General features: G+C 56.3%; 23 protein-coding genes and 2 tRNA genes. 10 read left to right on the top strand and 15 right to left on the bottom strand.

What is annotated here, in order from left to right; all coding sequences use genetic code 11:
- Both miaB and ACXWTF_RS03060 read right to left on the bottom strand, forming a co-directional pair.
- Positions 1-1,308 (bottom strand): tRNA (N6-isopentenyl adenosine(37)-C2)-methylthiotransferase MiaB, encoded by a 1,308-nt coding sequence (gene miaB / locus ACXWTF_RS03065; protein WP_461714564.1) that lies wholly within the window; start codon positions 1,306-1,308, stop codon positions 1-3.
- 21 nt (positions 1,309-1,329) lie between these two features.
- Positions 1,330-1,572, bottom strand: a complete 243-nt coding sequence (locus ACXWTF_RS03060) for an HP0268 family nuclease (protein ID WP_461713543.1) — start codon at positions 1,570-1,572, stop codon at positions 1,330-1,332.
- 195 nt (positions 1,573-1,767) lie between these two features.
- On the opposite strand from ACXWTF_RS03060, the gene nusA reads away from it, so the two are divergent.
- On the top strand, positions 1,768-2,913 hold the full coding sequence (gene nusA / locus ACXWTF_RS03055) for a transcription termination factor NusA (RefSeq protein WP_461713542.1): 1,146 nt from the start codon (positions 1,768-1,770) through the stop codon (positions 2,911-2,913).
- Positions 2,914-3,085: 172 nt separating this feature from the next.
- Here the strand turns inward: nusA and ACXWTF_RS03050 are convergent, their stop codons facing one another.
- Positions 3,086-4,048 (bottom strand): ABC transporter permease, encoded by a 963-nt coding sequence (locus ACXWTF_RS03050; RefSeq protein ID WP_461713541.1) that lies wholly within the window; start codon positions 4,046-4,048, stop codon positions 3,086-3,088.
- 94 nt (positions 4,049-4,142) lie between these two features.
- A complete protein-coding gene (locus tag ACXWTF_RS03045; RefSeq protein ID WP_461713540.1) occupies positions 4,143-5,483 on the bottom strand; it encodes a hypothetical protein in 1,341 nt (446 codons plus the stop codon).
- 231 nt (positions 5,484-5,714) lie between these two features.
- On the opposite strand from ACXWTF_RS03045, the gene ACXWTF_RS03040 reads away from it, so the two are divergent.
- Positions 5,715-6,209, top strand: coding sequence for a hypothetical protein (locus ACXWTF_RS03040; protein ID WP_461713539.1), 495 nt, complete (start codon positions 5,715-5,717; stop codon positions 6,207-6,209).
- 77 nt (positions 6,210-6,286) lie between these two features.
- On the opposite strand, the gene fabI is transcribed toward ACXWTF_RS03040, so the two are convergent.
- Genes fabI through ACXWTF_RS03025 form a run of 3 tightly spaced genes read right to left on the bottom strand, consistent with a single transcriptional unit; the run spans position 6,287 to position 9,025 of the window.
- A complete protein-coding gene (fabI, locus tag ACXWTF_RS03035; RefSeq protein WP_461713538.1) occupies positions 6,287-7,108 on the bottom strand; it encodes an enoyl-ACP reductase FabI in 822 nt (273 codons plus the stop codon).
- Between the two features lies 1 nt (position 7,109).
- Positions 7,110-7,826 carry a triose-phosphate isomerase gene (locus ACXWTF_RS03030; protein WP_461713537.1) on the bottom strand — a complete coding sequence of 239 codons (717 nt, stop codon included), beginning with the start codon at positions 7,824-7,826 and terminating at the stop codon, positions 7,110-7,112.
- Positions 7,823-9,025: a phosphoglycerate kinase gene (locus ACXWTF_RS03025; RefSeq protein ID WP_461713536.1), complete on the bottom strand. Its 1,203-nt coding sequence runs from the start codon at positions 9,023-9,025 to the stop codon at positions 7,823-7,825. Before ACXWTF_RS03025 ends, ACXWTF_RS03030 begins: the two co-directional genes overlap by 4 nt.
- Before the next feature lie 80 nt (positions 9,026-9,105).
- Here ACXWTF_RS03025 and nadD point away from each other — a divergent pair, with 80 nt between their 5' ends.
- The 5 genes from nadD (at position 9,106) to ACXWTF_RS03000 (ending at position 11,215) form a co-directional block, all read left to right on the top strand.
- Positions 9,106-9,660 (top strand): nicotinate (nicotinamide) nucleotide adenylyltransferase, encoded by a 555-nt coding sequence (nadD, locus tag ACXWTF_RS03020; protein ID WP_461713535.1) that lies wholly within the window; start codon positions 9,106-9,108, stop codon positions 9,658-9,660.
- The gene (gene rsfS / locus ACXWTF_RS03015) at positions 9,636-9,962 is read left to right on the top strand and encodes a ribosome silencing factor (protein ID WP_461713534.1); all 327 of its coding nucleotides are present in this window, start codon (positions 9,636-9,638) and stop codon (positions 9,960-9,962) included. Before nadD ends, rsfS begins: the two co-directional genes overlap by 25 nt.
- Before the next feature lie 56 nt (positions 9,963-10,018).
- Positions 10,019-10,095: transfer RNA gene (locus ACXWTF_RS03010), tRNA-Arg, on the top strand.
- Between the two features lie 325 nt (positions 10,096-10,420).
- A complete protein-coding gene (locus ACXWTF_RS03005) occupies positions 10,421-11,059 on the top strand; it encodes a hypothetical protein (RefSeq protein WP_461713533.1) in 639 nt (212 codons plus the stop codon).
- Positions 11,060-11,138: 79 nt separating this feature from the next.
- Positions 11,139-11,215: transfer RNA gene (locus ACXWTF_RS03000), tRNA-Arg, on the top strand.
- Between the two features lie 33 nt (positions 11,216-11,248).
- Here ACXWTF_RS03000 and ACXWTF_RS02995 read toward each other — a convergent pair.
- From ACXWTF_RS02995 to gmhA, 7 genes are all read right to left on the bottom strand, one after another.
- Positions 11,249-11,743, bottom strand: coding sequence for a hypothetical protein (locus ACXWTF_RS02995; protein ID WP_461713532.1), 495 nt, complete (start codon positions 11,741-11,743; stop codon positions 11,249-11,251).
- A 2-nt stretch (positions 11,744-11,745) separates the two neighbouring features.
- Complete coding sequence (locus tag ACXWTF_RS02990) at positions 11,746-12,279, bottom strand: DUF2202 domain-containing protein (RefSeq protein WP_461713531.1); 534 nt, start codon at positions 12,277-12,279, stop codon at positions 11,746-11,748.
- Between the two features lie 96 nt (positions 12,280-12,375).
- The gene (gene ccoS / locus ACXWTF_RS02985; protein WP_345986067.1) at positions 12,376-12,603 is read right to left on the bottom strand and encodes a cbb3-type cytochrome oxidase assembly protein CcoS; all 228 of its coding nucleotides are present in this window, start codon (positions 12,601-12,603) and stop codon (positions 12,376-12,378) included.
- 11 nt (positions 12,604-12,614) lie between these two features.
- A complete protein-coding gene (locus tag ACXWTF_RS02980) occupies positions 12,615-15,035 on the bottom strand; it encodes a heavy metal translocating P-type ATPase (RefSeq protein WP_461713530.1) in 2,421 nt (806 codons plus the stop codon).
- Complete coding sequence (locus tag ACXWTF_RS02975) at positions 15,028-15,522, bottom strand: asparaginase domain-containing protein (RefSeq protein WP_461713529.1); 495 nt, start codon at positions 15,520-15,522, stop codon at positions 15,028-15,030. Before ACXWTF_RS02975 ends, ACXWTF_RS02980 begins: the two co-directional genes overlap by 8 nt.
- Entirely contained in the window at positions 15,519-16,025 is a 507-nt protein-coding gene (gene gmhB / locus ACXWTF_RS02970) for a D-glycero-beta-D-manno-heptose 1,7-bisphosphate 7-phosphatase (RefSeq protein WP_461713528.1), read from the bottom strand. The genes ACXWTF_RS02975 and gmhB overlap by 4 nt, the downstream gene beginning before the upstream one ends.
- 121 nt (positions 16,026-16,146) lie before the next feature.
- Positions 16,147-16,737, bottom strand: a complete 591-nt coding sequence (gene gmhA / locus ACXWTF_RS02965; protein ID WP_461713527.1) for a D-sedoheptulose 7-phosphate isomerase — start codon at positions 16,735-16,737, stop codon at positions 16,147-16,149.
- A 183-nt stretch (positions 16,738-16,920) separates the two neighbouring features.
- Between gmhA and rho the strand changes: the two genes are divergently transcribed.
- Both rho and murI read left to right on the top strand, forming a co-directional pair.
- Entirely contained in the window at positions 16,921-18,243 is a 1,323-nt protein-coding gene (gene rho / locus ACXWTF_RS02960; protein ID WP_461713526.1) for a transcription termination factor Rho, read from the top strand.
- 124 nt (positions 18,244-18,367) lie between these two features.
- Positions 18,368-19,120 (top strand): glutamate racemase, encoded by a 753-nt coding sequence (murI, locus tag ACXWTF_RS02955; protein ID WP_461713525.1) that lies wholly within the window; start codon positions 18,368-18,370, stop codon positions 19,118-19,120.
- Positions 19,121-19,126: 6 nt separating this feature from the next.
- Here murI and ACXWTF_RS02950 read toward each other — a convergent pair whose 3' ends face one another.
- Positions 19,127-19,414 (bottom strand): hypothetical protein, encoded by a 288-nt coding sequence (locus tag ACXWTF_RS02950; protein WP_461713524.1) that lies wholly within the window; start codon positions 19,412-19,414, stop codon positions 19,127-19,129.
- A gap of 104 nt (positions 19,415-19,518) precedes the next feature.
- On the opposite strand from ACXWTF_RS02950, the gene ACXWTF_RS02945 reads away from it, so the two are divergent.
- Positions 19,519-21,333 (top strand): DNA polymerase III subunit gamma/tau, encoded by a 1,815-nt coding sequence (locus ACXWTF_RS02945; RefSeq protein WP_461713523.1) that lies wholly within the window; start codon positions 19,519-19,521, stop codon positions 21,331-21,333.
- Positions 21,334-21,341 lie beyond the last annotated feature (8 nt).

Genomic DNA, 21,341 nt, shown 5'->3' with positions numbered 1-21,341 from the left:
TTATTCGCCGACCAGCTCCCCTACCTGGCCCATGCGGTAGGTCTGGGTAATGCGCACGTCCGCGAACTGCCCCAGCAGCTCCTCGCTGCCCTTGACTTTGATCAGAAGGTTGTTGTCGCTGCGCCCGGCCACGTAACCGTCGCTTCGCAGCTCTTCGAAATAGACGGTGAAGGTTCGGCCCAGATATGCTTTGCACTTTTCATCCAGCATCGCGTCATGCATGCTCTGCAGGCGCATCAGGCGCTCCGAGGCGACTTCCGGATCGACAACGTCCGCGTATTCCGCCGCTTCGGTCAGCGGGCGCGGGGAGTATTTGAAGCTGAACATCTGTTCGAAAGAGGATTGACGCACAACGTCCATCGTCTCTTCGAAATCCGCTTCGCTCTCGCCGGGGAAAGCGACAATGACGTCGGTACTGATGCTCACATCGGGCACCATGGTGCGGAGCTTCTCGATACGGTTGAGGAACCACTCTTTGGTGTACCCGCGTTTCATTGCCTTGAGAATCGGGGTCGAGCCGCTCTGCAGGGGAACATGGATGGACTTGCAGATCTTCGGATTGGCAGCAAACTCTTCAATAAACTCGTCATCCATGTGGAAGGGGTGCGGGGAGGTGAAGCGGATCCGCTCGATCCCCTCGACGGCGCTGACGCGGCGCAGCAGTTCGGTGAAGTTGATCTTTTCATGCTCACCGGAGAAGCGGCGGCCGTAGTTGTTGACGTTCTGCCCCAGCAGGAAGATCTCTTTGGCGCCGGTGGCCGCCGCCTTCTGCGCTTCCTTGACGATCAGGTCCGCGGGGATGGAGATCTCGTCGCCGCGCGTCTTGGGTACGATGCAGAAGGTACACTGCTTGTCGCAGCCGATGGAGATGTTGATAAAGGCCTTCCACGGCGAACTGCGGAATTCACTGAACGCGAACTGGGACTCATCGTAATCGATCTCCGTCTCGACGGCCTTGTCGCGGTGCAGCACGTCGGTGATCTTTGAGACGTTGCGCGCCCCCAGGACGAAATTGACGTAGGGCGCCTTTTTGATGATCTCATCTCCAAGGTGCGAGGCCGTACAGCCGCAGACGCCGATTTTCGCATCGGCCTTTTTCTTTTTGTTGAACGCGCCCAGTTCGGAGAAGAGTTTATGGACCGGCTTTTCGCGGACGGAGCAGGTGTTGATCAGGATCAGGTCAGCCTCTTCGGCGCTGTCACAGAGAGCATAATCCTCTTTTTGCGACAGTTCGGCGATCATATGTTCGCTGTCGCGGACGTTCATGGCGCAGCCGAGGGTTTCGATAAACAGTTTTTTCACAGGAATGCTTTGGGTGCCCGGGAGGGCTTAGAGGATATGCACTTCGTACATATATTCGTTATCGGCAAGACCGAAACGTACTTCGCGCATGTAGACGCTTTTGCCTTCGTTCTCGAAGTGCTCCTGCAGTGCCAGCAGGTCCTTGTGCGAGTTTTCGCGGTCAAAATAGAGGATCACGGAACCCTCTTTTTCGACCATTCCCTCGATCTTCTCAACATCAACTTTTTTCGGTTTCTTCTCGGTGTTGCTGCGAGCGATTTTAAGCTCCATACTCATCCTTTCTCCCGCCTCATATCAGCGCTTTTAATAATGACGCGATTATAGCCCGCGTTTAATTAAGCATGCATTAAGTTGCATACCTAGTGACAACTTTAGCCTTTTTCAGGTATAATACTACCCTTCTATAAAAAACAATCACACCACATTTTTTTATGGAACGACTAGCGAAAACACACAGGGATACTTATGGAAAATATTCTGGACATCATTGAATCAATCGCACACGAGAAAGGGCTCTCCCCCGACAGCGTGAAAGAGGCAGTCAAAACGGCGTTCATCCAGACGGCAAAACGCCTGGTCAACCCCGATTTCGCCTACGATGCGGAAATAGACCCGGAGACGAAGAGCATCCGTGTTTACCAGACTATTACGGTCGTCGAAGATGATGACGAACGCCTCGAAGGTGAAGAGGCCGCCGCCTATGTCGGACTGACCCGCGCCAAGGCCGAGGTCGACCCCGACGTCGAAGTCGGCGACGAGTTCCAGATCGAACACGACATCGAATCCCACGGCCGTACCGCGGCCGCGACCCTGTTCCGCGAAATCGAGTTCCATATCCAGCGCATGGTCGAGAACGAACTGTACAACAAGTACAAGGAGAAGATCGGCACCATCGTCTCCGGGCGCGTTACCCGCGTCGACGGCAAACAGAACACCTACATTGAGATGGAAGAGGTCAAGGCCGTCCTGCCGATGAAAAGCCGTATCAAGGGTGAGCATTTCAAGGTCGGAGACGTCGTCAACGCCGTTGTCCGCCGCGTCAACATCGACAAGGTCAACGGCATCTCCATCGAGCTCTCACGCACCTCTCCGAAATTCCTCGAAGAGCTGCTCCGCCTTGAAGTTCCCGAGATCAACGACAAGCTCGTTATCGTCGAGAAGTGTGCGCGTATCCCGGGCGAACGGGCCAAGATCGCTCTGCTCTCGACCCATCCGCAGGTCGACCCGGTTGGCGCGACCGTCGGGGTCAAAGGGGTCCGTATCAACGCCGTCAGCGATGAACTGCTGGGCGAAAACATCGACTGTGTCGAATACACCTCCGTCCCGGAACTCTTCATCGCCCGCGCGATGAGCCCGGCGATCATCAGCTCCGTTACGATCGAGGGCGACCCGGAGGACGAAGAGAGCGAAGCAAAGGCCATCGTTACCCTGCCGAGCGACCAGAAATCCAAAGCGATCGGCAAAAGCGGTATCAACATCCGCCTGGCATCCATGCTCACCGGCTACGCCATCGAGCTTGTCGAGCAGGGTGGAACCACTACCGAAGAGGGTATGCCGGCCGAAGAGAAGAAAGAGGACCTCTCCTCCCTCGAAGCGCTGTTCGGCGAATAGGCGCGTTTTCACGCCGTGCTAAGTGCTAAGTGCTAAGTGCTAAGTGCTAAGTGCTAAGTGCTAAGTGCTAAGTGCTAAGTGAAGGGTGACAGAGCACCCTTTTTTCCCTCTTAATATTGTATTTGACTATCACTCCCATTTCGTAGCACGTAACACTTAACACGTAATACGCTCACCCCCGCTTCGCGTAGGGGTTTAGTTTCAGCAGCAGCATATCCGCCAGCATATTCCCCAGCAGCGTCAGAAATGCCGTGATCATCAATATCCCCATAATGACGGGATAGTCACGACTGAGTGCGCTGAGATAAAAGAGCTGCCCCATCCCCTCGATCCCGAAGATCTGTTCCAGGATGACGCTCCCCCCGATGAGCCCCGGCAGTGAGAGGCCCAGAAGCGTAATAACGGGGGGCATGAGATTCGGCAGGATGTAGCGGCGAAAGAGTATCCGTTCCGGCAGGTCTCTTGCCTTTGCGAAGAAGTAGTAGTCGCTTTTGAGGATTTCCAGCGTCAGTGAACGCACGTAGACCGTCATCGACCCCAGGGCCAGGAAGACCATGACAAAAACGGGGAGGATCAGGTGCCACGCCATATCGAGCCAGTAGGCCACCCCCTCCTCCGGTCCGCCGATACTGTGCAGGCCTGTGATCGGCAGCCACTCCAGCTCGACACTGAAGAGCAGGATCATCAGCAGTGCCAGGTAGAACGACGGCATCGCGAAAGAGACCAGGGAAAGCTGCCGGATCGCATGATCGGCCTTCTGCTCGAAGCGCATCGCCGCCTTGATGCCCAGCCAGAGCGACAGGGCGAAGACGAGCAGCAGCGAGACGATATTGATCCCCAACGTGATCGGGAGGCGCTTCATGATCTCGGCGGTCACATCCTGCCCGCTGACGAAGGAGATACCGAAATCCAGCTGTGTCATGTTGGCGATCCAATCCGTGTACTGCTGCCACAACGGCTTGTCCAGGCCGTAGACGGCTTTGAGACGCTCAATCGCTTCGGCGGACATATTGGGATTGAGCTCACCACCGCTCAGAAAACTGTTGGGAGCCGCATGAATGGCTATAAAAGAGATAACCGTAATAAGCAGGAGCATCAGCAGCAGGTAACCTGCCTTGCGCAAGAGTAGGTTCAAAGCGTGTACTTTTTGTTGGACTGAAAAATTATAGCGGGAAAAGAAAAAAGAAAAGAAAGGGTTCCGCCCGGAGGCGGAAGAAGAACTTCTTGAATTAGAAGTTCAGAGTGATATAGCCCTGGACTGTGTTAGAGTCAGAGTCCGGAGCATCCACATCTGCGTTGATATAAGCAAGTGTTACATCAAGAGCACCCATCAGTTGTGTACCGGCAGTGATTGTCAGTTCATTGATGTCAGCGGTACCCCAAATATTGTCATTTCCATGATCAATGCTTGTGTAGTATGCGCCAAGATCAAATCCACTCAGAGATGCTTCAGCTGTTACGTTGAAAGCAGTTGTGTCATTCTGAGTCACATGACCGTAGTTCCACCATGCCTCTGTATAGAGCTTGGACTGAGCTGTCTGATAGTTAGTTGCAGTGTTGAAACCAGCACCGATACCTGCATTGTCATTGACAGAAGAGTAAGAACCCTTGATTGTGAACATATCTGTCGCGTAACCGATCATTGCTGCGTAGGCAGTATTGTCTTCAAGTGCAGAAGCGTAATCACCTGCATCAACATTTGTATACTGACCGCCAAGGAGAATTCCTTCCATATTCAGGTCAGCCTGGATCCAGTAAGCCTGAGCCATACGAGTAACATCGTAGTACCACGCCTGAACCGTCAGCGGTTTGAACGAGTTATTCACGATACCGAATGCGTAAGCACCGTCTGTACCGTAAGTCGCAAACTGACCGTCTGCGTTTACAACGCCGCCCATTGCAAGACCAAGCTGGTAAACACCACTTGTACTAACACCAGGACCAAACGTCGGACCGGCTGGAACTGTTACTGGTGTCGGAGTATCGCCATACCACTCTGTACCGTTACCGTTACCGACGAATGCAGCAACAAGTGTTGTATCCGGAAGATCCTGGTTCAGAAGGACTGCTGCTTCGAAAGTATTTTGTTCGATAGTCCATGTTTCTGTAAACGCCAACGGAGTATCAAGAGCCATACGACCGACTTTTGCTGTTGTCTTACCAAGTGTTACAGCTGCCCATGCTTCGTTGAACCAGCTTGCATTTTCAACTTTCGCAGCATAGTTGCTTCCGTTGCTACCAAGATTTGCAGCTGTATGAGAACCCGCCCAAACATTGGAAACGAAGTTATTTTCAAGACCAAGGCTTGAAATAGCTGTGTAAGACGCACCCGCAGAAACACCCGGGAGCAGGTCCGCGCTGACGTTCAGGTGCAGTGCAGCGTCTGCCGCAGAAGAGTCTTTATCAAACAGTTCACCGTCTTTACCGAGAAGACCTGCGTAACCTACGCCATCAGCATCTGTCGTGCTATAGAAAACCTGAGCGTCACCGCTGATCTTTACATTGTCAACCGCAAACGCACTAACACCCATCAGCATCGCTGCTGCCAGGCTCATTTTGACTAACTTCATTCATTCTCCTTCAAGTTAAGCTTGACCTATGTTTAAGTTTCGTCGCCGTCCATTCTAACACACAAATCTTAAAAAATTCTGTAATTCAAAAGAAATTTTTACACCGCCCAAACCCCCTGTACAGCGGGCTTGATAGCTTTGTGATAATATTAAAAAAGTCTATCATTCTCCCAAAGCTTCGATTATGTTTAATATAACTATACTATGCAAGAAAACTCAAAGGTAACAGGTATGAAACTTTTTGTGCCCATAATAGTGACAGGTTGTATCCTTCATGTAACAGCAGGTGCTTCTGACATAGACACGAGTTCCCCTACACAAAATACGGAACTCAATGCCATCACCCCTTCAGGCAAGATAGAGCCTGAGAAAAAAGGCTTTCTGCAGCGCAGTTACGAACACTGGGAAGCAACCGAGTGGGAAGAGAATACGCAGCCGGAACCGGCTCCCGAGCCGGAAGTATCTACGGACGCGACTCAGGTCGAGGAACCGGAGGTGTCAAAGGTAACCGAAGAAGCAGCCGTCGACACCGAACCGACCGCTGAAGCTGCCAAAGCCGATGAGACGACTGAGACAGCGGCCGAGCCTGAGACCGACCCCGAGAAAAGTTTCACGCTGCAATACTATTTTGACAAATGGGGACGGTATATGGATAACAAAGAGAAAAACCGGACCGAACCGCTGCACTCGGAAGAGCTTGAAAAGATGCCTGTGATAGGAAAATAGATAAAGAAGGAGCAAGCGCTGCAAAGCGCCTGCAATATACATTATAAAAGGAGCGTGACGCTCTCTTTACTGCATGACTACTTGTTTTCGTCCCAGCTGAGGACCGTTCTGCCCTCGGCGTTCTTCTCGACGGCCGCCATTCCCATAATGTTATAGCCCGCATCGACGTAGTGGATCTCCCCGCTGACGCCGGAAGCCAGGTCGCTGAGCAGGTACATTGCCGAATTCCCGACCTCTTCGATCGTAACATTCTTCTTCAGCGGGGCGTTGAGTTCGTTCCAGCGCAGGATCTGTTTGAAGTCGCCTATTCCTGCGGCGGCGAGGGTCTTGATCGGACCGGCGCTGATGGCGTTGACACGCTGACCTTTTGTTCCAAGGTCGACCGCCATGTAGCGTACCGTTGACTCCAGGGCGGCTTTGGCAACACCCATCACATTATAGTTGGCGACATATTTCGGTCCGCCGAGGTAGCTCAGTGTCAGGATCGAAGCGTCATCCGCAAGTACCGGCTGAAGCTTGTTCGTCAGGTCGATCAGCGAGAAGACGGAGATCTCCATGGCGATATTGAAAGCGCTCTTCGTGGTTTCCAGGAAGCTGCCTGTCAGCGCCTCTTTCGGAGCAAAAGCAACAGAGTGCACGAGGAAATCGATCTTGCCCATGTCCTTTTCAATGAGTCCCGCGATCGCATCCATATGATCGGGGTTGGAGACGTCAAGCTCGTACACTTTGTCCGAACCGAAGGATTCGGCAATGGGCTCTACGCGTTTTTTCAGCGCATCGTTAAGGTAGGTGAACGCCAGCTCCGCCCCCTGGTCGTGGCACGCCTTGGCGATACCGTACGCAATTGATTTGTCATTTGCCAGTCCGACGATCAGCCCCTTTTTACCCTTCATCAACATGTTAAACCTCCTGTTTATTAATTTGTTTCGCCGTCGCGATCATCCGGCAGAAGTCATCTGCATCGAGCGCACCGCTTCCGACAAGCGCCCCGTCCACATGCTTGAGCGCCAGAATATCCGCAGCGTTCCCGACCTTGACACTGCCGCCGTAGAGCAGCGGAGCTGCCGTCAGTTTGGCCAGGGCACCGTGGATCAGTTCGATCTCGTTTTCGCTGGGGACGCGGCCCGTGCCGATCGCCCAGACCGGTTCATAGGCGATGACCAGGTTCGCATACGCGAGATCGATCCCTTCGAGCTGTTCGGCCAGGTAGGCCATCAGCGCTTCGTTCCCGGCATCACGGACTTCAAGGGGTTCGCCGATGCAGTAGACGATGCGATACCCGAGCCCTTTGAAATAGGCGAACTTCTCCGCGACAAGTTCCTGCGACTCCCCCAGGATATGACGGCGTTCCGAATGGCCGAGCAGGACGGTACGGATCCCGAACTCGTCAAGCTGCTCTGTCCCGATCTCGCCCGTGTATGCACCGTTTTCCGTCGGCCAGGCGTTTTGCACACCGACGGTCACGCCGCCTCTGCTAGCACAGAGTGCGGTCGCGGGCGGAAAGACCATCACCTCATCGGTAATCTCTGCTTCGGCGATGTAAGCGGTCACCTTCTCCAGGTACGCTTCGGTGGCGGCACGGGTATGGTTCGTTTTGAAGTTGGCCGCGATGATCAATCGTGTGCCTTGATCAGGAGCGGCTTGACGCCCGGAAGTACTTTACCTTCGAGCAGCTCCAGGGACGCCCCGCCCCCCGTGGAGATAAAGGTCATCTCTTCGTCAAGGCCGATACGCTGGACCAGGTCCGCCGTATCCCCCCCGCCGACGACCGTCGTCGCATAGGAGTCGGCAACGAAGTGGGCGATCTTGCTGGAACCGCGGGCGAAGCGCTCCATCTCGTAGACGCCCATCGGACCGTTCCAGAGGACCGTCTGGACATCGTTGAGGACTTCGCGGTAAAGACGTACCGTCGCCGGCCCGATATCGAGGCCCATCCACCCCTGCGGGATCTCCTGGGCGGAGACGAGCTTGCTGGTGGCATCGGCGGAGAAGGTCTGTGCCGCGACAACATCGACCGGCAGGTAGAACTTCACCTTGCGGCGGCGTGCCTCGTCCATGATCTTCTGCGCCTCTTCGAGCAGGTCATCTTCCACCAGGGAGTTTCCGACATCGTAGCCGAGCTGCTTGAGGAAGGTAAAGGCCATCCCCCCGCCGATGATGATCTTATCGACCCGCGGCAGCAGGTTGATCAGTGCTTCGAGCTTGCCGGAGACCTTGCTCCCGCCGACGATCGCCGCAAAAGGACGGACCGGCTGCTTGATCAGCGTACCGAAGAAGCGGATCTCTTTTTGCAGCAGGAAGCCCGCCGCCTTGTGCTTCTCATCAAAATGCTTGGTGATCGCTTCGACGGAGGCATGCGCGCGGTGGCTCACACCGAATGCATCGTTGATGTAGAAATCGGCCATGCCCGCCAGTTTCTCGGCCAGCACATCGTCATTTTTCGTTTCGCCCTTTTCAAAACGGAGGTTTTCCAGCAGAAGGACTTCATGGCGCGGCAGTTCGGCCGCTTTGGCGAGGGCATCTTCACCGACGACATCCTTGGCCAGGGCGACACTGCGCTTGAGCAGCTGCTGCAGGCGCAGGCGGACCGGCTCAAGGGAGTATTTCGGATCAACCTCACCCTTCGGGCGTCCCATGTGTGATGCCAGGATCACGGCACAGTCTTTATCGAGGCAGTAGTTGATCGTCGCAATCGCCGAACGGATACGGCGGTCGTCGGAGATATTTCCGAATGAATCCAGTGGCACGTTAAAATCACAGCGGATAAATACTTTTTTGTCCTGCAGGTCCAGATCTTTGATGTTTAGAAGCTCCATGCAGTGTGTCCTTCACTAGAGTTATGATTGTGCGTGATTTTACCCAAGCTAAGATATAATTTCGTTAAAAAGCGGGCGTAATGGCGGTAGCGATTTTCGGCGGTTCTTTCGATCCTCCCCATGCCGGACACGCCGCGGTCGTATCTCGGGTGCTGGAAGTACTGCCGATCGATACGCTCTATGTCGTTCCGGCATACGTCAATCCGTTCAAAAGCGGCACCCACGCACCTCCGGAACTGCGTCTGAGGTGGCTGGAGCGGATTTTTGCCTCCAGCGAGCGTGTCCGTGTCAGCGCATTTGAAATCGAGCAGGGGCGTCCTGTCTCGACCATCGAGACCGTCCGCCATTTCAAAACGATCGATCCCGAGATCTATCTCATCATCGGTGCGGACAACCTTGATACACTGACTAAGTGGCATGAGTACGAAGCTCTGGACCGGATGGTCACCTGGGTCGTCGCCAGCCGGACCGGCAAAGAAGTCCCCGGCCGCTACCTTCGCCTGGACGTCGATGTCGACGTCAGTTCGACCGAACTGCGTGCGATGGAGAAGACCCACCTTATCCCCGACACTGTCCGGGAAGAGATTGAAAACTATTACAAGGAAATTCAGTGCAAAAACGACTTGAAAATATAATTGAAGTGCTTGACCGCAACAAAGCGGAGGCGATCGAACTCTTCGACCTTCGCGAGCGGGACTACTTCGTCGACTACGTTATTATCGCCACCTCCCTGGGTGAACGTCACACCCACGCCCTTCTGGACTACCTCAAAAAGGACCTCAAGCCCGGAGAGCAGTTCAACCAGGTGGATGAAAGCGGCGAATGGATCGTCGTCGACCTCGGTGATGTTCTCATTCACATTATGACGCCGGAATACCGCAGTAAATACGACATGGAGACTTTCTTGACTGAATTGGCGCAAAAGCAGGAGTTTTAAAAAAACTCTAAGCTTTTACAGCTATAATTTCAGCCTCCTTAACGGATAACTGGTGTGCGCTCGTAGCTCAGCTGGATAGAGCACTGGTTTGCGGTACCAGCGGTCGGGCGTTCGAATCGCTCCGGGCGCACCATTTACTTTCAAGAATACAATCCACACAAACATTCTTACTACTGTTAAACGATTTTCAAAGTATCCAACACATCTGTCATGTGTCATACCGACCTTGATTTGGCTAACGTAAGTTATTTCATAACGTTTCAGAAAATCAGCGACGATCGACAGCACCTGCGATCGGGGTGTTGTCTCTTCCATACCAACTAAGTGTCATGTTCCCCCCCGGTCTACCATCTTTTTTCAGGGCAAGCCAGTAAGCTCTATTTGCATTGCTTAACCGTTTTGCATCCCCTTTACACACCTTTGGAGTACAATAGCGCAATCAAAACTCTGGAGACCCGATGTTCGAAAAAACCAAAGCATTTATGGAAGACCATCTCAAAGCCTTCGGGGTCGATCCGCTCCCCCCTATTATCGATGTCACGGGCAAAGGCCTTGCGTTCCGTCAGGAACGGGTCGGGCCCGTTATCATCATCGGCCGCGATGCGGAGATCGATACGCTCCCCATGGCCGAATGGCTCGTTGTGATCGGCAGCGCCCTGCTTCATCAGGCCGGCAGCGATATCGCATCGCTTAATTTCGGCCCGGAAGCCGACCGGGGTGAAGCCTACAAACAGCTCACCGACGACATCTTCTACATCGCGGATCTGGCATCCATCTACCAGTGCTACCTCCAAAACCCCCTGGAAACCTACTGTATCTACGACGAAGCGATCGAGCGCAAGGACGAAGCAAGCCTCCACCCCATTGCCGTGGCACTAGGGCTTTCACACCCCAGGGGACTGGTATCGATGGGCTTTGAGAAGGATACGCATGCAGAGATCTTCGAGGAGGCCGAATTTTTCAAGCCGCTCATCACGCAAAAGCGCCCCGATCTCGCCCTGCTCGTTGCACTGCACAATGCATGGCAAAAACAGAAAGGGACAGGGATCACCATAACTAAAGAGGGGAAAGTGATCCACTTCTCACAGGCAGATTAGGCATTCGCCCAGCCTCCATTGCACGCCCTTTACCTCTCTTAAAGATTCTAGGCTATAATTTCGCTCTTCACCTATCAATGCGTCCGTAGCTCAGCTGGATAGAGCACTGGTTTCCGGTACCAGGAGTCGGGGGTTCGAATCCCTCCGGGCGTACCACTCACGTTCACATATCCTAGCAATACCGTATTGTCAGCCTTCTAATAAACCCACACGCTTTTGTTCCGTCGACCCGGTCTGCTTTGTCGGCCGACCCGCCTTGTGGTCTATTTTCCACGTTTCATTGAATTTCCGGACGTAGAGCACCCGCTTTTTACCGTCTTCCATGTACTTCACGCTGCAGCGCACTTTCCCGATCTTCTGAACGGTGAAACCGCCAATAGAACGTTTCGGACGCTGTCTGAGTTTTTCAGCAACGGCGCGTTCGACTGCGCGCCTGTCCGCCTTGTGTTCCGCATAGCCTTTCAGGCGTTGATGAAAACCGGGGTCTTTGAATGCGATCGAAAGGGCATAGACCTGTATCTCCGTATCGTAGGACGCTTTGTCCATGATCTGTTTCAATGCGCTAAGATCAGCACTGTTCATCGCCCGGTAGTAGGAAGTAACGGTATCAACGGGGGTGGAAAGTTGCAGCCCGCCGGCGGACAGCAGGCCGGCGAAGGCAGCTGCGAGCAGAAAGAACCGCACGCTTACTTGCTGCTGTTGTAGGCGTCGATGGCGTCGCGGAAGCCCGCCAGGTGGTTCAGTGAGCCCGCTTTGAGGTTTTCAAAGGTGTTGACGACATCCGAAGGCATCCCCTCTTCGGCCGCTTCAAGGTCATCGATGTCGGTGATCTCGATGTACTCGCCGACCATCAGTGCGCTCAGCTCGGATTGCGTTCCCTGGGCAACCAGCGTGTCATAGAGCTCCTGGAGTACCGGGATCTCAAACACGCCCACTTCCGTTTCGTCGATGCCGGAGATATCGGCGCCGTAACGCTCACACAGCACCTGTACCTGGTCGATATGCTCCTGCTCCGACACCTGGATATTGGCAAACACCGTTTGGTTCGTGTACATATTCCCCAGTGTAATGTACGTGTCGCGGGCGACCTTCTCCTCCTGGTAGATAAACACGAGCGTATCGAGCTGCTCCTCCGTCACAGCCGGAACCGTTCCCTTCGCCGCCATACCGCTTGTCGCCATTACCGCCGTTGCTGCGACAGCCATCACTGTTTTTTTCATTGTTTTTACTCCTTTGTTGTTTGGAGCTATTGTAAAGATACGGTATGAAAAAATCATGAAAGGGTGCAGAAGGTTTGAGGAAGGATGAAAAGCGGGTTATTCCGGCCGGTAAGCCTCTTCTTTTTTCTTTTTCATCGCCTTTTTCTTTTCCGCCTGTTTCGCGGCGTCGTTGAGTTCGTCCTCCCCGTCGTACTGCACCTGGTTGAGGAACTTCTCTTTGTCATCAAACTGCCCGGTCCGGATGGCCCACATGATCCCCAGCAATGCCAGCGTCCCCAGAAAGACCGAGACGGCCAGCATCATAATAATTACCCAACTGTCCATGGGGGCTCCTTTCAGCGGCGTTTCGCCGCGCGCTTCCAGCTGTAGGAGATGCGCATCGAATTGCCCACGACCAGCAGGGAACTCAACGACATCGAGATCGCGGCGACCAGCGGAATGATATACCCTGCCATCGCCAACGGTACGGTAATCGCATTATACACCAGCGAAAGGCCGAGGTTCTGTTTGACCAGGCCGTAGGTCGCACGCCCGATCCGGAACGCCTCTTCGAGGGAGGTGAGCGAATCGTTCATCAGGACCACGTCGCTGACGTCGATGGCGATGTCGCTGCCGTTGCCCATCGCAATGCCGATCTCGGCCTGGGCCAGCGCGAGGATGTCGTTAACGCCGTCGCCGGCCATCACGACCTTGTGGCCCTCGCTCTGCATCTGCGCCACCATGGCGGCCTTTGCCTCCGGGGTCAGCTCGGCATGGTAGTGCTCTATTCCCACTGCCGCAGCCACCTTGCGCGCGGAGCGTTCATGGTCCCCCGTCAGCATAACCACATCAATACCGGCATGGGTCAGCGCACGGATCGCCTCCTGCGCGTCGGGGCGGGGTTTGTCCGCCAGCTCGAACCGCGCCACCAGCGTGTCACCTACCGCAAAATAGAAGAGCGTATGCGCACTCTCGTCGGCAGGGGCGATCCCCTGCTCTCGCATCAGTGCCGCGTTGCCGCCGCTGAGCATCTGCTCCTCGCAGCGCGCGACCATCCCCTTGGCCGCGATCTGGCGCACCTCATCGAGGATGGGCAGCGCCGTCAGTGCCGTTTCGCCGCTGAGGTATTCGGAAACGCCGATGGCAACGGGGTGTTTGGAGGCGTTGAGCAGGGCCTGGAGCTTCAGGCGGTAGGCTTCATGATCCGTGCCGTACCACTGGACGTCGACGACCTGCGGACGTCCCTCGGTGATGGTGCCCGTTTTATCAAGCACCAGGGTATCGGTCTGTGCCAGGGTCTCGAGTTGGGCTGCCTCTTTGAAGAGGATACCCCGCTTCGCCCCCTGCCCCAGACCGACCAGGGTCGCGACCGGCGTCGCCAGCGCCAGGGCGCAGGGACAGGCGATGACAATAACGGAGATACCGACCATAAAGGCGATATTGAAAGGATGCGGCCAGAACCACCAGACAAGGAAAGTGCCGAACGCCAGCAGCAGAATGACGCTGGAGAAGTACTCTGAGAGCCTGTTGGCCAGCTGCTCAATACGCGGTTTCTTCGCCATGGAGCGTTCGAGCATCGTCAGGATGTTCGACAGGGTCGAATGTTCGAAATCCTTCGTCGCTTTGTACTGCACGACGGCATCGATACTCGTCGTACCGCTGACGACACTGTCGCCTTCACGCTTGTAGATGGGGTCGCTCTCCCCCGTCAGGCTCGACTCGTCAAAGCTCCCCTCGCCTGAAAGGATCTCGCCGTCGATGCCCGCCTTCTCCCCCGCTTTGAGCAGGATGACGTCGCCGACGACAACCTCGCTGACCCCGACGTTCACCTGGGTACCGTCTTTAAGCAGGGTCACTTCCCCCGGCACATGCTTGGAGAGCACGTCGAGGGTATCGGCGGCGCTTTTTTTGCTGAGCACCTCCAGGAACTTCCCGACAAGGACGAAAGTGATGATCATCGTCACCGAGTCGAAGTACGCCTCGCCCAGCTCCAGGAGGGTAATATAGATGGAGTAGAGATAGGTCAGCGACGCCCCGGTCGCGACAAGGATGTCCATATTGACCGACCGGGTACGTATGCCGTAGTAGGCCCCCCGGAAGAAGACCCAGCCGCTGTAAAAGAGTACCGGCGTCGAGAGAATCCATTCGGCGACGTTGAGGATGTTCTTGATCCCCTGCGTCATCCCCGTAAAGAAACCGGCGTACTGTGCTACGGCAATGGTCATGATGTTCATCATGGCAAAGACGGCAACGGCGATACGGAGGTAGTAATCCTTGCGCTCCTTCTCCGCCCGCGCTTCCTGGATCTGCGGATCGTACGGGAAGGCGTCGTAGCCGATGGCGCGGATCATATCGATGATCTGGGAGAGTTTGACCGTTTCGTCATCCCAGACGATGCGCGCTTTGTTGTTCGTATGGTTGATGTGCGCCTCGACGACGCCCTCCATCTTATGCAGGGCCTTCTCATTGAGCCAGACACAGGCGGAGCAGTGGATCCCCTCGATAATGAGCGACACCTCGCTGAAGCCTTCGCTGTCCGCCGTGACGTAGCGGTCGTAGAAGGCCGGCGAGTTGAAGTTGCCGCTGTCCTCGAACTGCTCCGTCGGCGGGACGAGGGTCTCTTCGCCGAGCTTGTCGTAGAAGCGCTCCAGCCCTTCGTCTTTAAGGAGGTGATATATCCCCTGGCACCCTTTACAGCAGAAGTGGAGCTCCCCCTCCTTGATCATCACCGATTCATCGAACTGCAGATGGCAGTGGTCGCACTTGACGTTAGACAATCTCGAAAATCCCCTCTCCACGGTTTTTGCGGATGCGGTCGTAGGGCGCGATGATTCCGCTCATGCAGATATAGACCCCGGGGGCGGGCTGCGTCGCGGCGTAGCCCAGTGCCATCCCGAGGTTGACGCTGGCTTCGGTCTTGTCGATGCTGAAGGGGACCATGGCACCGGTAAGAACGATAACGCGCTCCTCTTCATCCTCTTCCATCCACTCCGCCAGGGCTTTGGCCGTCAGGTCCATCGTGTCGGTACCGTGGACGATGACGTAGACCTCCTCGTCGTCGACGTCGATGATGTTGATAAGCTGCTCGCGGTCTTCATCCGTCATCTCCAGCGAATCTTTATAGAGCATCCCGGCGATCTCGACGCTGTAGGCGAAGCTCTCGACGATATCCTCGACCGCTTCGTTGTCAAAGGGGACCTCGAGCTCCCCCAGGATGGGATCATAGCGTTTGTTGAACGTCCCGCCGGTATTGAGGATCTTCATAACAGCTCCCTTAACGATTTGATAGTGCGCGATGCTTCCGTGGCCTTCGGATCGGCATCGAACAGGTAGGTTTCCTGAACACCGGCACGGTGGGCGGCGACAATGTCGCGCTCCTTGTCGCCGACCATCACCGAATGTGCCAGGTCTATTCCCAGCTCTTCGGCGGCCTGCAGCAGCATCCCCGGTTCGGGTTTGCGGCAGGTGCAGGCCCCTGTCACCTCCGGATGGTGCGGGCAGTAATAGACCCCGGCGATCCTGACGCCGTGCTTGCCGAACTCCTCCACCATCCACGCTGTCAGACGGTCAAAATCCGCTTCGCTGTAGCGCCCGCGGGCGATGCCCGACTGGTTGGTCACGACGACGATCAGGTAGCCCCGCGCCTGGTAGGCGGCGCAGAGTTCGAAGATGCCGTCGATAAACTCGAAATCTTCAATGCGGTAGAGGTAGTCCGTGTCGACGTTGATCACGCCGTCGCGGTCAAGGAAAAGGGCCGGTTTACCCATTGATGAAAACACCATCCGAACTAAGTACGGACAGCTACGCCAACGCTGAGTTCGCCTCGGCGGCGTGCCCTCGCGCCTTGCGCTCTTTGTGAATTCTCAGACATACGCATCGTCTGTTTGCCTATGCTCCGACGCCGTCGCCGAAGAGCTCTTTCTCGATCACGTCGCAGATGATGTGCCCGATCAGGATGTGCGACTCCTGGATACGCGGCGTCGCATTGGAAGGGACGATAATGGCGATGTCCGCCATCTGCCCCATCTTGCCGCCGTCGCGGCCGACGAGGGCCACGGTCGTGATCCCCTTCGCCTTGGCGCTCTCGAAGGCATTGACGATGTTCTGGGAGTTGCCTGAGGTGGAGATGCCGAAGAAGATGTCACCTTCCACGCCCATGCCTTCGAGCTGGCGGGAGAAGACCTTGTCGTAGCCGTAGTCGTTCCCGATCGCCGTCAGGTTGGAAGTATCGGTGGTGAGCGCCAGCGACGGGATGGAGGGGCGGTCGAAGCCGTAGCGGCCGACCAGTTCCGCGGCGATGTGCTGGGCGTCCGCCGCGCTGCCGCCGTTGCCCGCGAGCAGGGTTTTGTTGCCGCGCCGGTAGGCCTCGACACAGGCCGTGGCGGCCTTTTCAATCGTGCCCAGCAGGGCGTCGTCGTTCAAAATCTTCTGTTTGGTCTCTATGGAAGCTGAAATCTCGTTTTCAAGGTAAGCTCTCATCAGTGCTTCTTCCTTCCTCTCTCTATTAGTAGTGATGCCATTGTACCGCCGATAGGGTAAAAAGCGCGTTACTTGTTGACAAGTAAAAAGCAAATAGTATAAAATACGGGAAATCTTTCACATTAACGACCTCGATTTCTTCACTTAGAAAAATCCACTCAGCAGACATAGAGGAATACCTTCATGAGCGATACTTCGCGCAGCAACAATTCACGAAACAATAAAAACAGGACCCATAAGCCCGTCGAAGGCTACACCGTAGAGGCCCTCAGAGAGAAGACGATCGACGAACTGGTCGCGATGGCCGAAGAGCTCGGCGTCGAGAGCCCCAACGAGCTCAAACGCCAGGATATCATCTTCGAAATCCTCAAGGCCCAGACGGCCCAGGGAGGATTTATCCTCTTCACCGGTATCCTCGAAGTGATGCAGGACGGCTACGGCTTCCTCCGCTCCGTGGACAAGAGCTTCAGCGACTCCCTCAACGATGCCTACGTCTCCAGCACCCAGATCAAGCGCTTTGCGCTTCGTAACGGGGACGTCGTCACCGGCCAGGTCCGTGCGCCCAAGGACCAGGAGCGCTACTACGCCCTGCTCAAGATCGAGGCCATCAACTACGTGCCGCCCGAAGAGAGCAAAAAACGCCCGCTCTTCGAAAACCTCACGCCCCTCTATGCCCTGGAGCAGCTCAAGCTCGAGTACCAGCCGACCCACCTCACCGGCCGTATGATGGACCTCTTTGCCCCCATCGGTAAAGGGCAGCGCGGCCTCATCGTCGCCCCGCCGCGTTCGGGTAAAACGGAGCTGATGAAAGAGATCGCCCACGGCATCAGCCACAACCACCCCGAAGCGGAACTGATGGTCCTGCTCGTCGACGAACGTCCCGAAGAGGTCACCGACATGGAGCGCTCCGTCAAGGGCGAGGTCTACTCCTCCACCTTCGACATGCCGGCGAAGAACCACGTCAAAGTCGCCGAGATGGTCATCGAGCGCGCCAAGCGCCGCGTCGAGATCGGTAAAGACGTCGTCATTCTTCTCGACTCCATCACCCGCCTCGCCCGCGCCTACAACACCGTGACACCGAGTTCAGGCAAGGTCCTCTCGGGGGGTGTCGACGCCAACGCCCTGCACAAACCGAAGCGCTTCTTCGGTGCCGCCCGTAACATCGAGAACGGCGGCTCCCTCACCATCATCGCCACGGCCCTGATCGAGACGGGAAGCCGCATGGACGAGGTCATCTTCGAAGAGTTCAAAGGGACGGGTAACTCCGAGGTCGTGCTCAGCCGCAAGATCTCCGACCGCCGTATCTTCCCGGCGATCGATATCCTCAAGTCCGGTACCCGCAAAGAGGAGCTCCTCATCGGACCGGACGTCCTGCAGAAGGTCTTTATCCTCCGCTCCATGCTGCATAAGCAGGAAGACGAGGTCGAGGCACTCCGCTTCCTCTACACCAAGATGCAGAAGACCAAGTCCAACGACGAATTCCTCTCTATGATGAACGAGGGCTAAGGATTGCAGATGATGGCGATGTGTTGCTCTCTCAAGTGCGGTTTACTGCACGTGAGCCTGCTGCTGAAGCAAACGCAGAGTTATCGTAGCAACCGGGGCTTTGCTCCGGTTGGGTGCTAATAGAATGCGCGTCGGTGTTTTCGACAGCGGTATCGGCGGCCTGACCGTCGTCAAATCCCTGCTGGAACACCGCCTCTTCGAGGAGATCGTCTACTACGGCGATACCGCCCGCGTCCCCTACGGGGTCAAAGACCGCAACACCATCGTCCGCTACGCCCTCGAAGCGGTGGAATTTTTCAAGAACTTCGACATCGACCTGCTCATCGTCGCCTGCAACACCGTCAGCGCCTACGCCCTGGACGAGATGCGCGCCCAGGCCCCCTTCGACGTCGTCGGCGTCGTCGAGCCGGGCATCCTCGCCGCCAAGAACGCCCTGGGCGACAGCGACGCGGAGGTCCTCGTGCTCGGCACGAAGGCGACCGTCGGCTCCGGGGCCTACCAGCAGCTGCTCACCTCCCACGGCTACCGCAACGTCGAAGCCAAGGCGACGGGCCTCTTTGTCCCCATCGTCGAAGAGGGGCTCTTCGAGGGTGAAGTCCTCGAAAGCACGATGCACCACTACTTCGCCGGGTGCAAAGCCCCCGATGCCGTCATCCTCGGCTGCACCCACTTCCCCCTCATCGCCGGGGCCATCTCCGGCTATTTCGGGGACAAAGCGCTGATGATCCACTCCGGCGAAGCGATCGTGGAGTACCTCGAAGCCCATTACGGCATCAAAGAGAGCGCCGCGAATACCGAGATGAAATTCTTCGCCTCGGAAAACCCCGACGGGCTGCGGCAGGTCGCCGCGCAGTGGCTGGGGCTCGCGCCGCGCTGACGCCGCCTACACCGGTTCGTCATAATTGCAACCGCACCGGGGACAGTGCGACGGTACCTGCGAGAGGAAAAGGTTCGTTTCTTTCACGATCGCATTATAGACCGACTGTCGGCAGCAGGGGCATTTGAAACGGCGGTAACCGGTACGGCTGACGACGACAAATGCGATCACCACGCCCACCGCGACAGGCACGGACTGTATCCATATGATCGTCACCATTCCCGTGATGATCAGGCCGAACATCAACGCCAGCTGCCCGTTAAGTTTCTTCTGCAAAAAAGCTCTGCGCGTCATCACGCCTCCATAATGTTTAAGGCATTGTAGCCAATGTCAAAACTCACCCAAAACTAATCGACACTGTGTTAAACTCAATGACTATATTTAACAAAGGAATCCGTTTGAACGAGCGCTCGCAAGTCCTGGCCCTGAAGTACCGTCCCCGCCGTTTTGAAGACCTGATCGGGCAGGAGACGATCGCGCAGACACTCTCCCTGGCGCTGGATTCCAAACGCCTCTCGCACGCCTACCTCTTCTCCGGCCTGCGCGGTTCGGGCAAGACCTCGACGGCGCGGATCTTCGCCAAGGCGCTGATGTGTGAAAACGGACCGACTTCCCACCCCTGCGAACAGTGCGAGCACTGCGTCACCGCCAACGAGGGGCGCCACATGGACATCATCGAGATGGACGCGGCGTCGAGCCGCAAGATCGACGATATCCGCGACCTCATCGAACACACCAAATACCAACCGGCCAGTGCGAAGTTCAAGATCTTCATCATCGACGAAGTCCATATGCTCACCAAAGAGGCGTTCAACGCCCTGCTCAAGACCCTGGAGGAGCCGCCGCCCTTCGTGAAGTTCATCCTCGCGACGACCGACCCGCTGAAACTCCCCGCGACGATCCTCAGCCGGACCCAGCACTTCCGCTTCAAGAAGATCTCGCCGCAGAACGTCAGCGCGCACCTCAGCCATATCCTCAACCTCGAGAACATCACCTACGAGCCCGAGGCGCTGCAGATCCTCGCCCGCAGCGGTTCGGGAAGTCTCCGTGACACCCTGACCCTGCTCGACCAGGCCATCATCTACTCCAAGCACCACGTCGACGTCTCCACCGTCACGGAGATGCTGGGCCTGATCGACCCGCAGTTTTTCGAGTCGCTTTTCGGCGTCGTCTTTTCCAAAGACCGTGCACGGCTCGTCGACACCCTCCGGGAGCTGGAGGCCTACGAGGCGGAGATGGTCGTCGACGAACTCACCTCCTGGCTCAAAGAGCGCCTCTACGACCATGACGACGCCCGCTTCTCTCCGCTGCTGCTGGAGCGTTTCTTCCGCATCCTCAGCGAGGCGAAGTCCCTCTTCGCCATCAACGCCGAAGGGAGCTTCGTCCTGGGGCTGATCTTCTTCAAGATGATGGAGGCGCTGAAGGTCAAAGAGATCGACCAGATGATCGAATCCCTCGAAGCCCAGGTCGCCCGCCCCGACAGCGTCGCCTATGCGGCGGCTCCCGCTACCACGGCCGCCCCTGCTGCTCCCACGCCTCCTGCCGCAGCACCGGCCGCAGAGCGCGAAAGCGTGCCGGAAACACCGGCCGCACCCGAACCGGAACCGGTCGCTGCACCCGTACCCGACCCTGCCCTTGCGAAATTCGAGGAGCTCTGCGCTCGCATCGAGGACCGCAGTGCGGATCTGGGCGCGTGTTTCCGCGAACAGATCACCTTCATCGCCTACGGTGACGACACCCTCACCTGGGAGAGCTGCGCCGACGGCGACTGCCGCGCCAAGCTCAAGCACGGTTTCCCGGTGATCAAACAGCTGGTAAGGGAGGTGTTCGGGTTCGAGACGAAAATAAAGCACAACCCCTGCTCAAAACCGGCGGAGGAAGCTTCCCCAAAGCCTGAACCGGTTTCCGGACCGGTAAACGAAGCACCGATGCCCGAAACCGGTTATGATTCACAGAGCAGTGTATCAGCAGTAGAAGAGATGGAAGAGCGCCCCGCCTATATGGAGAGCTACAACCCTGCGCAGGAGGCGCCCCAGAGCGCCTCGATGACCGAAGAGGTCGAAACGGGTTCGGGAAGCTGTGTGACCGGGAGCTGTGAACCGGATCTGAGCACCCGGGAGATCGACGGCAACGCCATTCTCGACGAGCCGATGATCCAGAAAGCGACCGAGCTCTTCGAAGCGACGAAGATCACGATCCAGAACAAGGTCTAGGCCGCCGG

The sequence above is a fragment of the Thiomicrolovo sp. ZZH C-3 genome (genome assembly GCF_054862725.1).
This window is presented reverse-complemented; position numbering and strand designations above follow the sequence as displayed.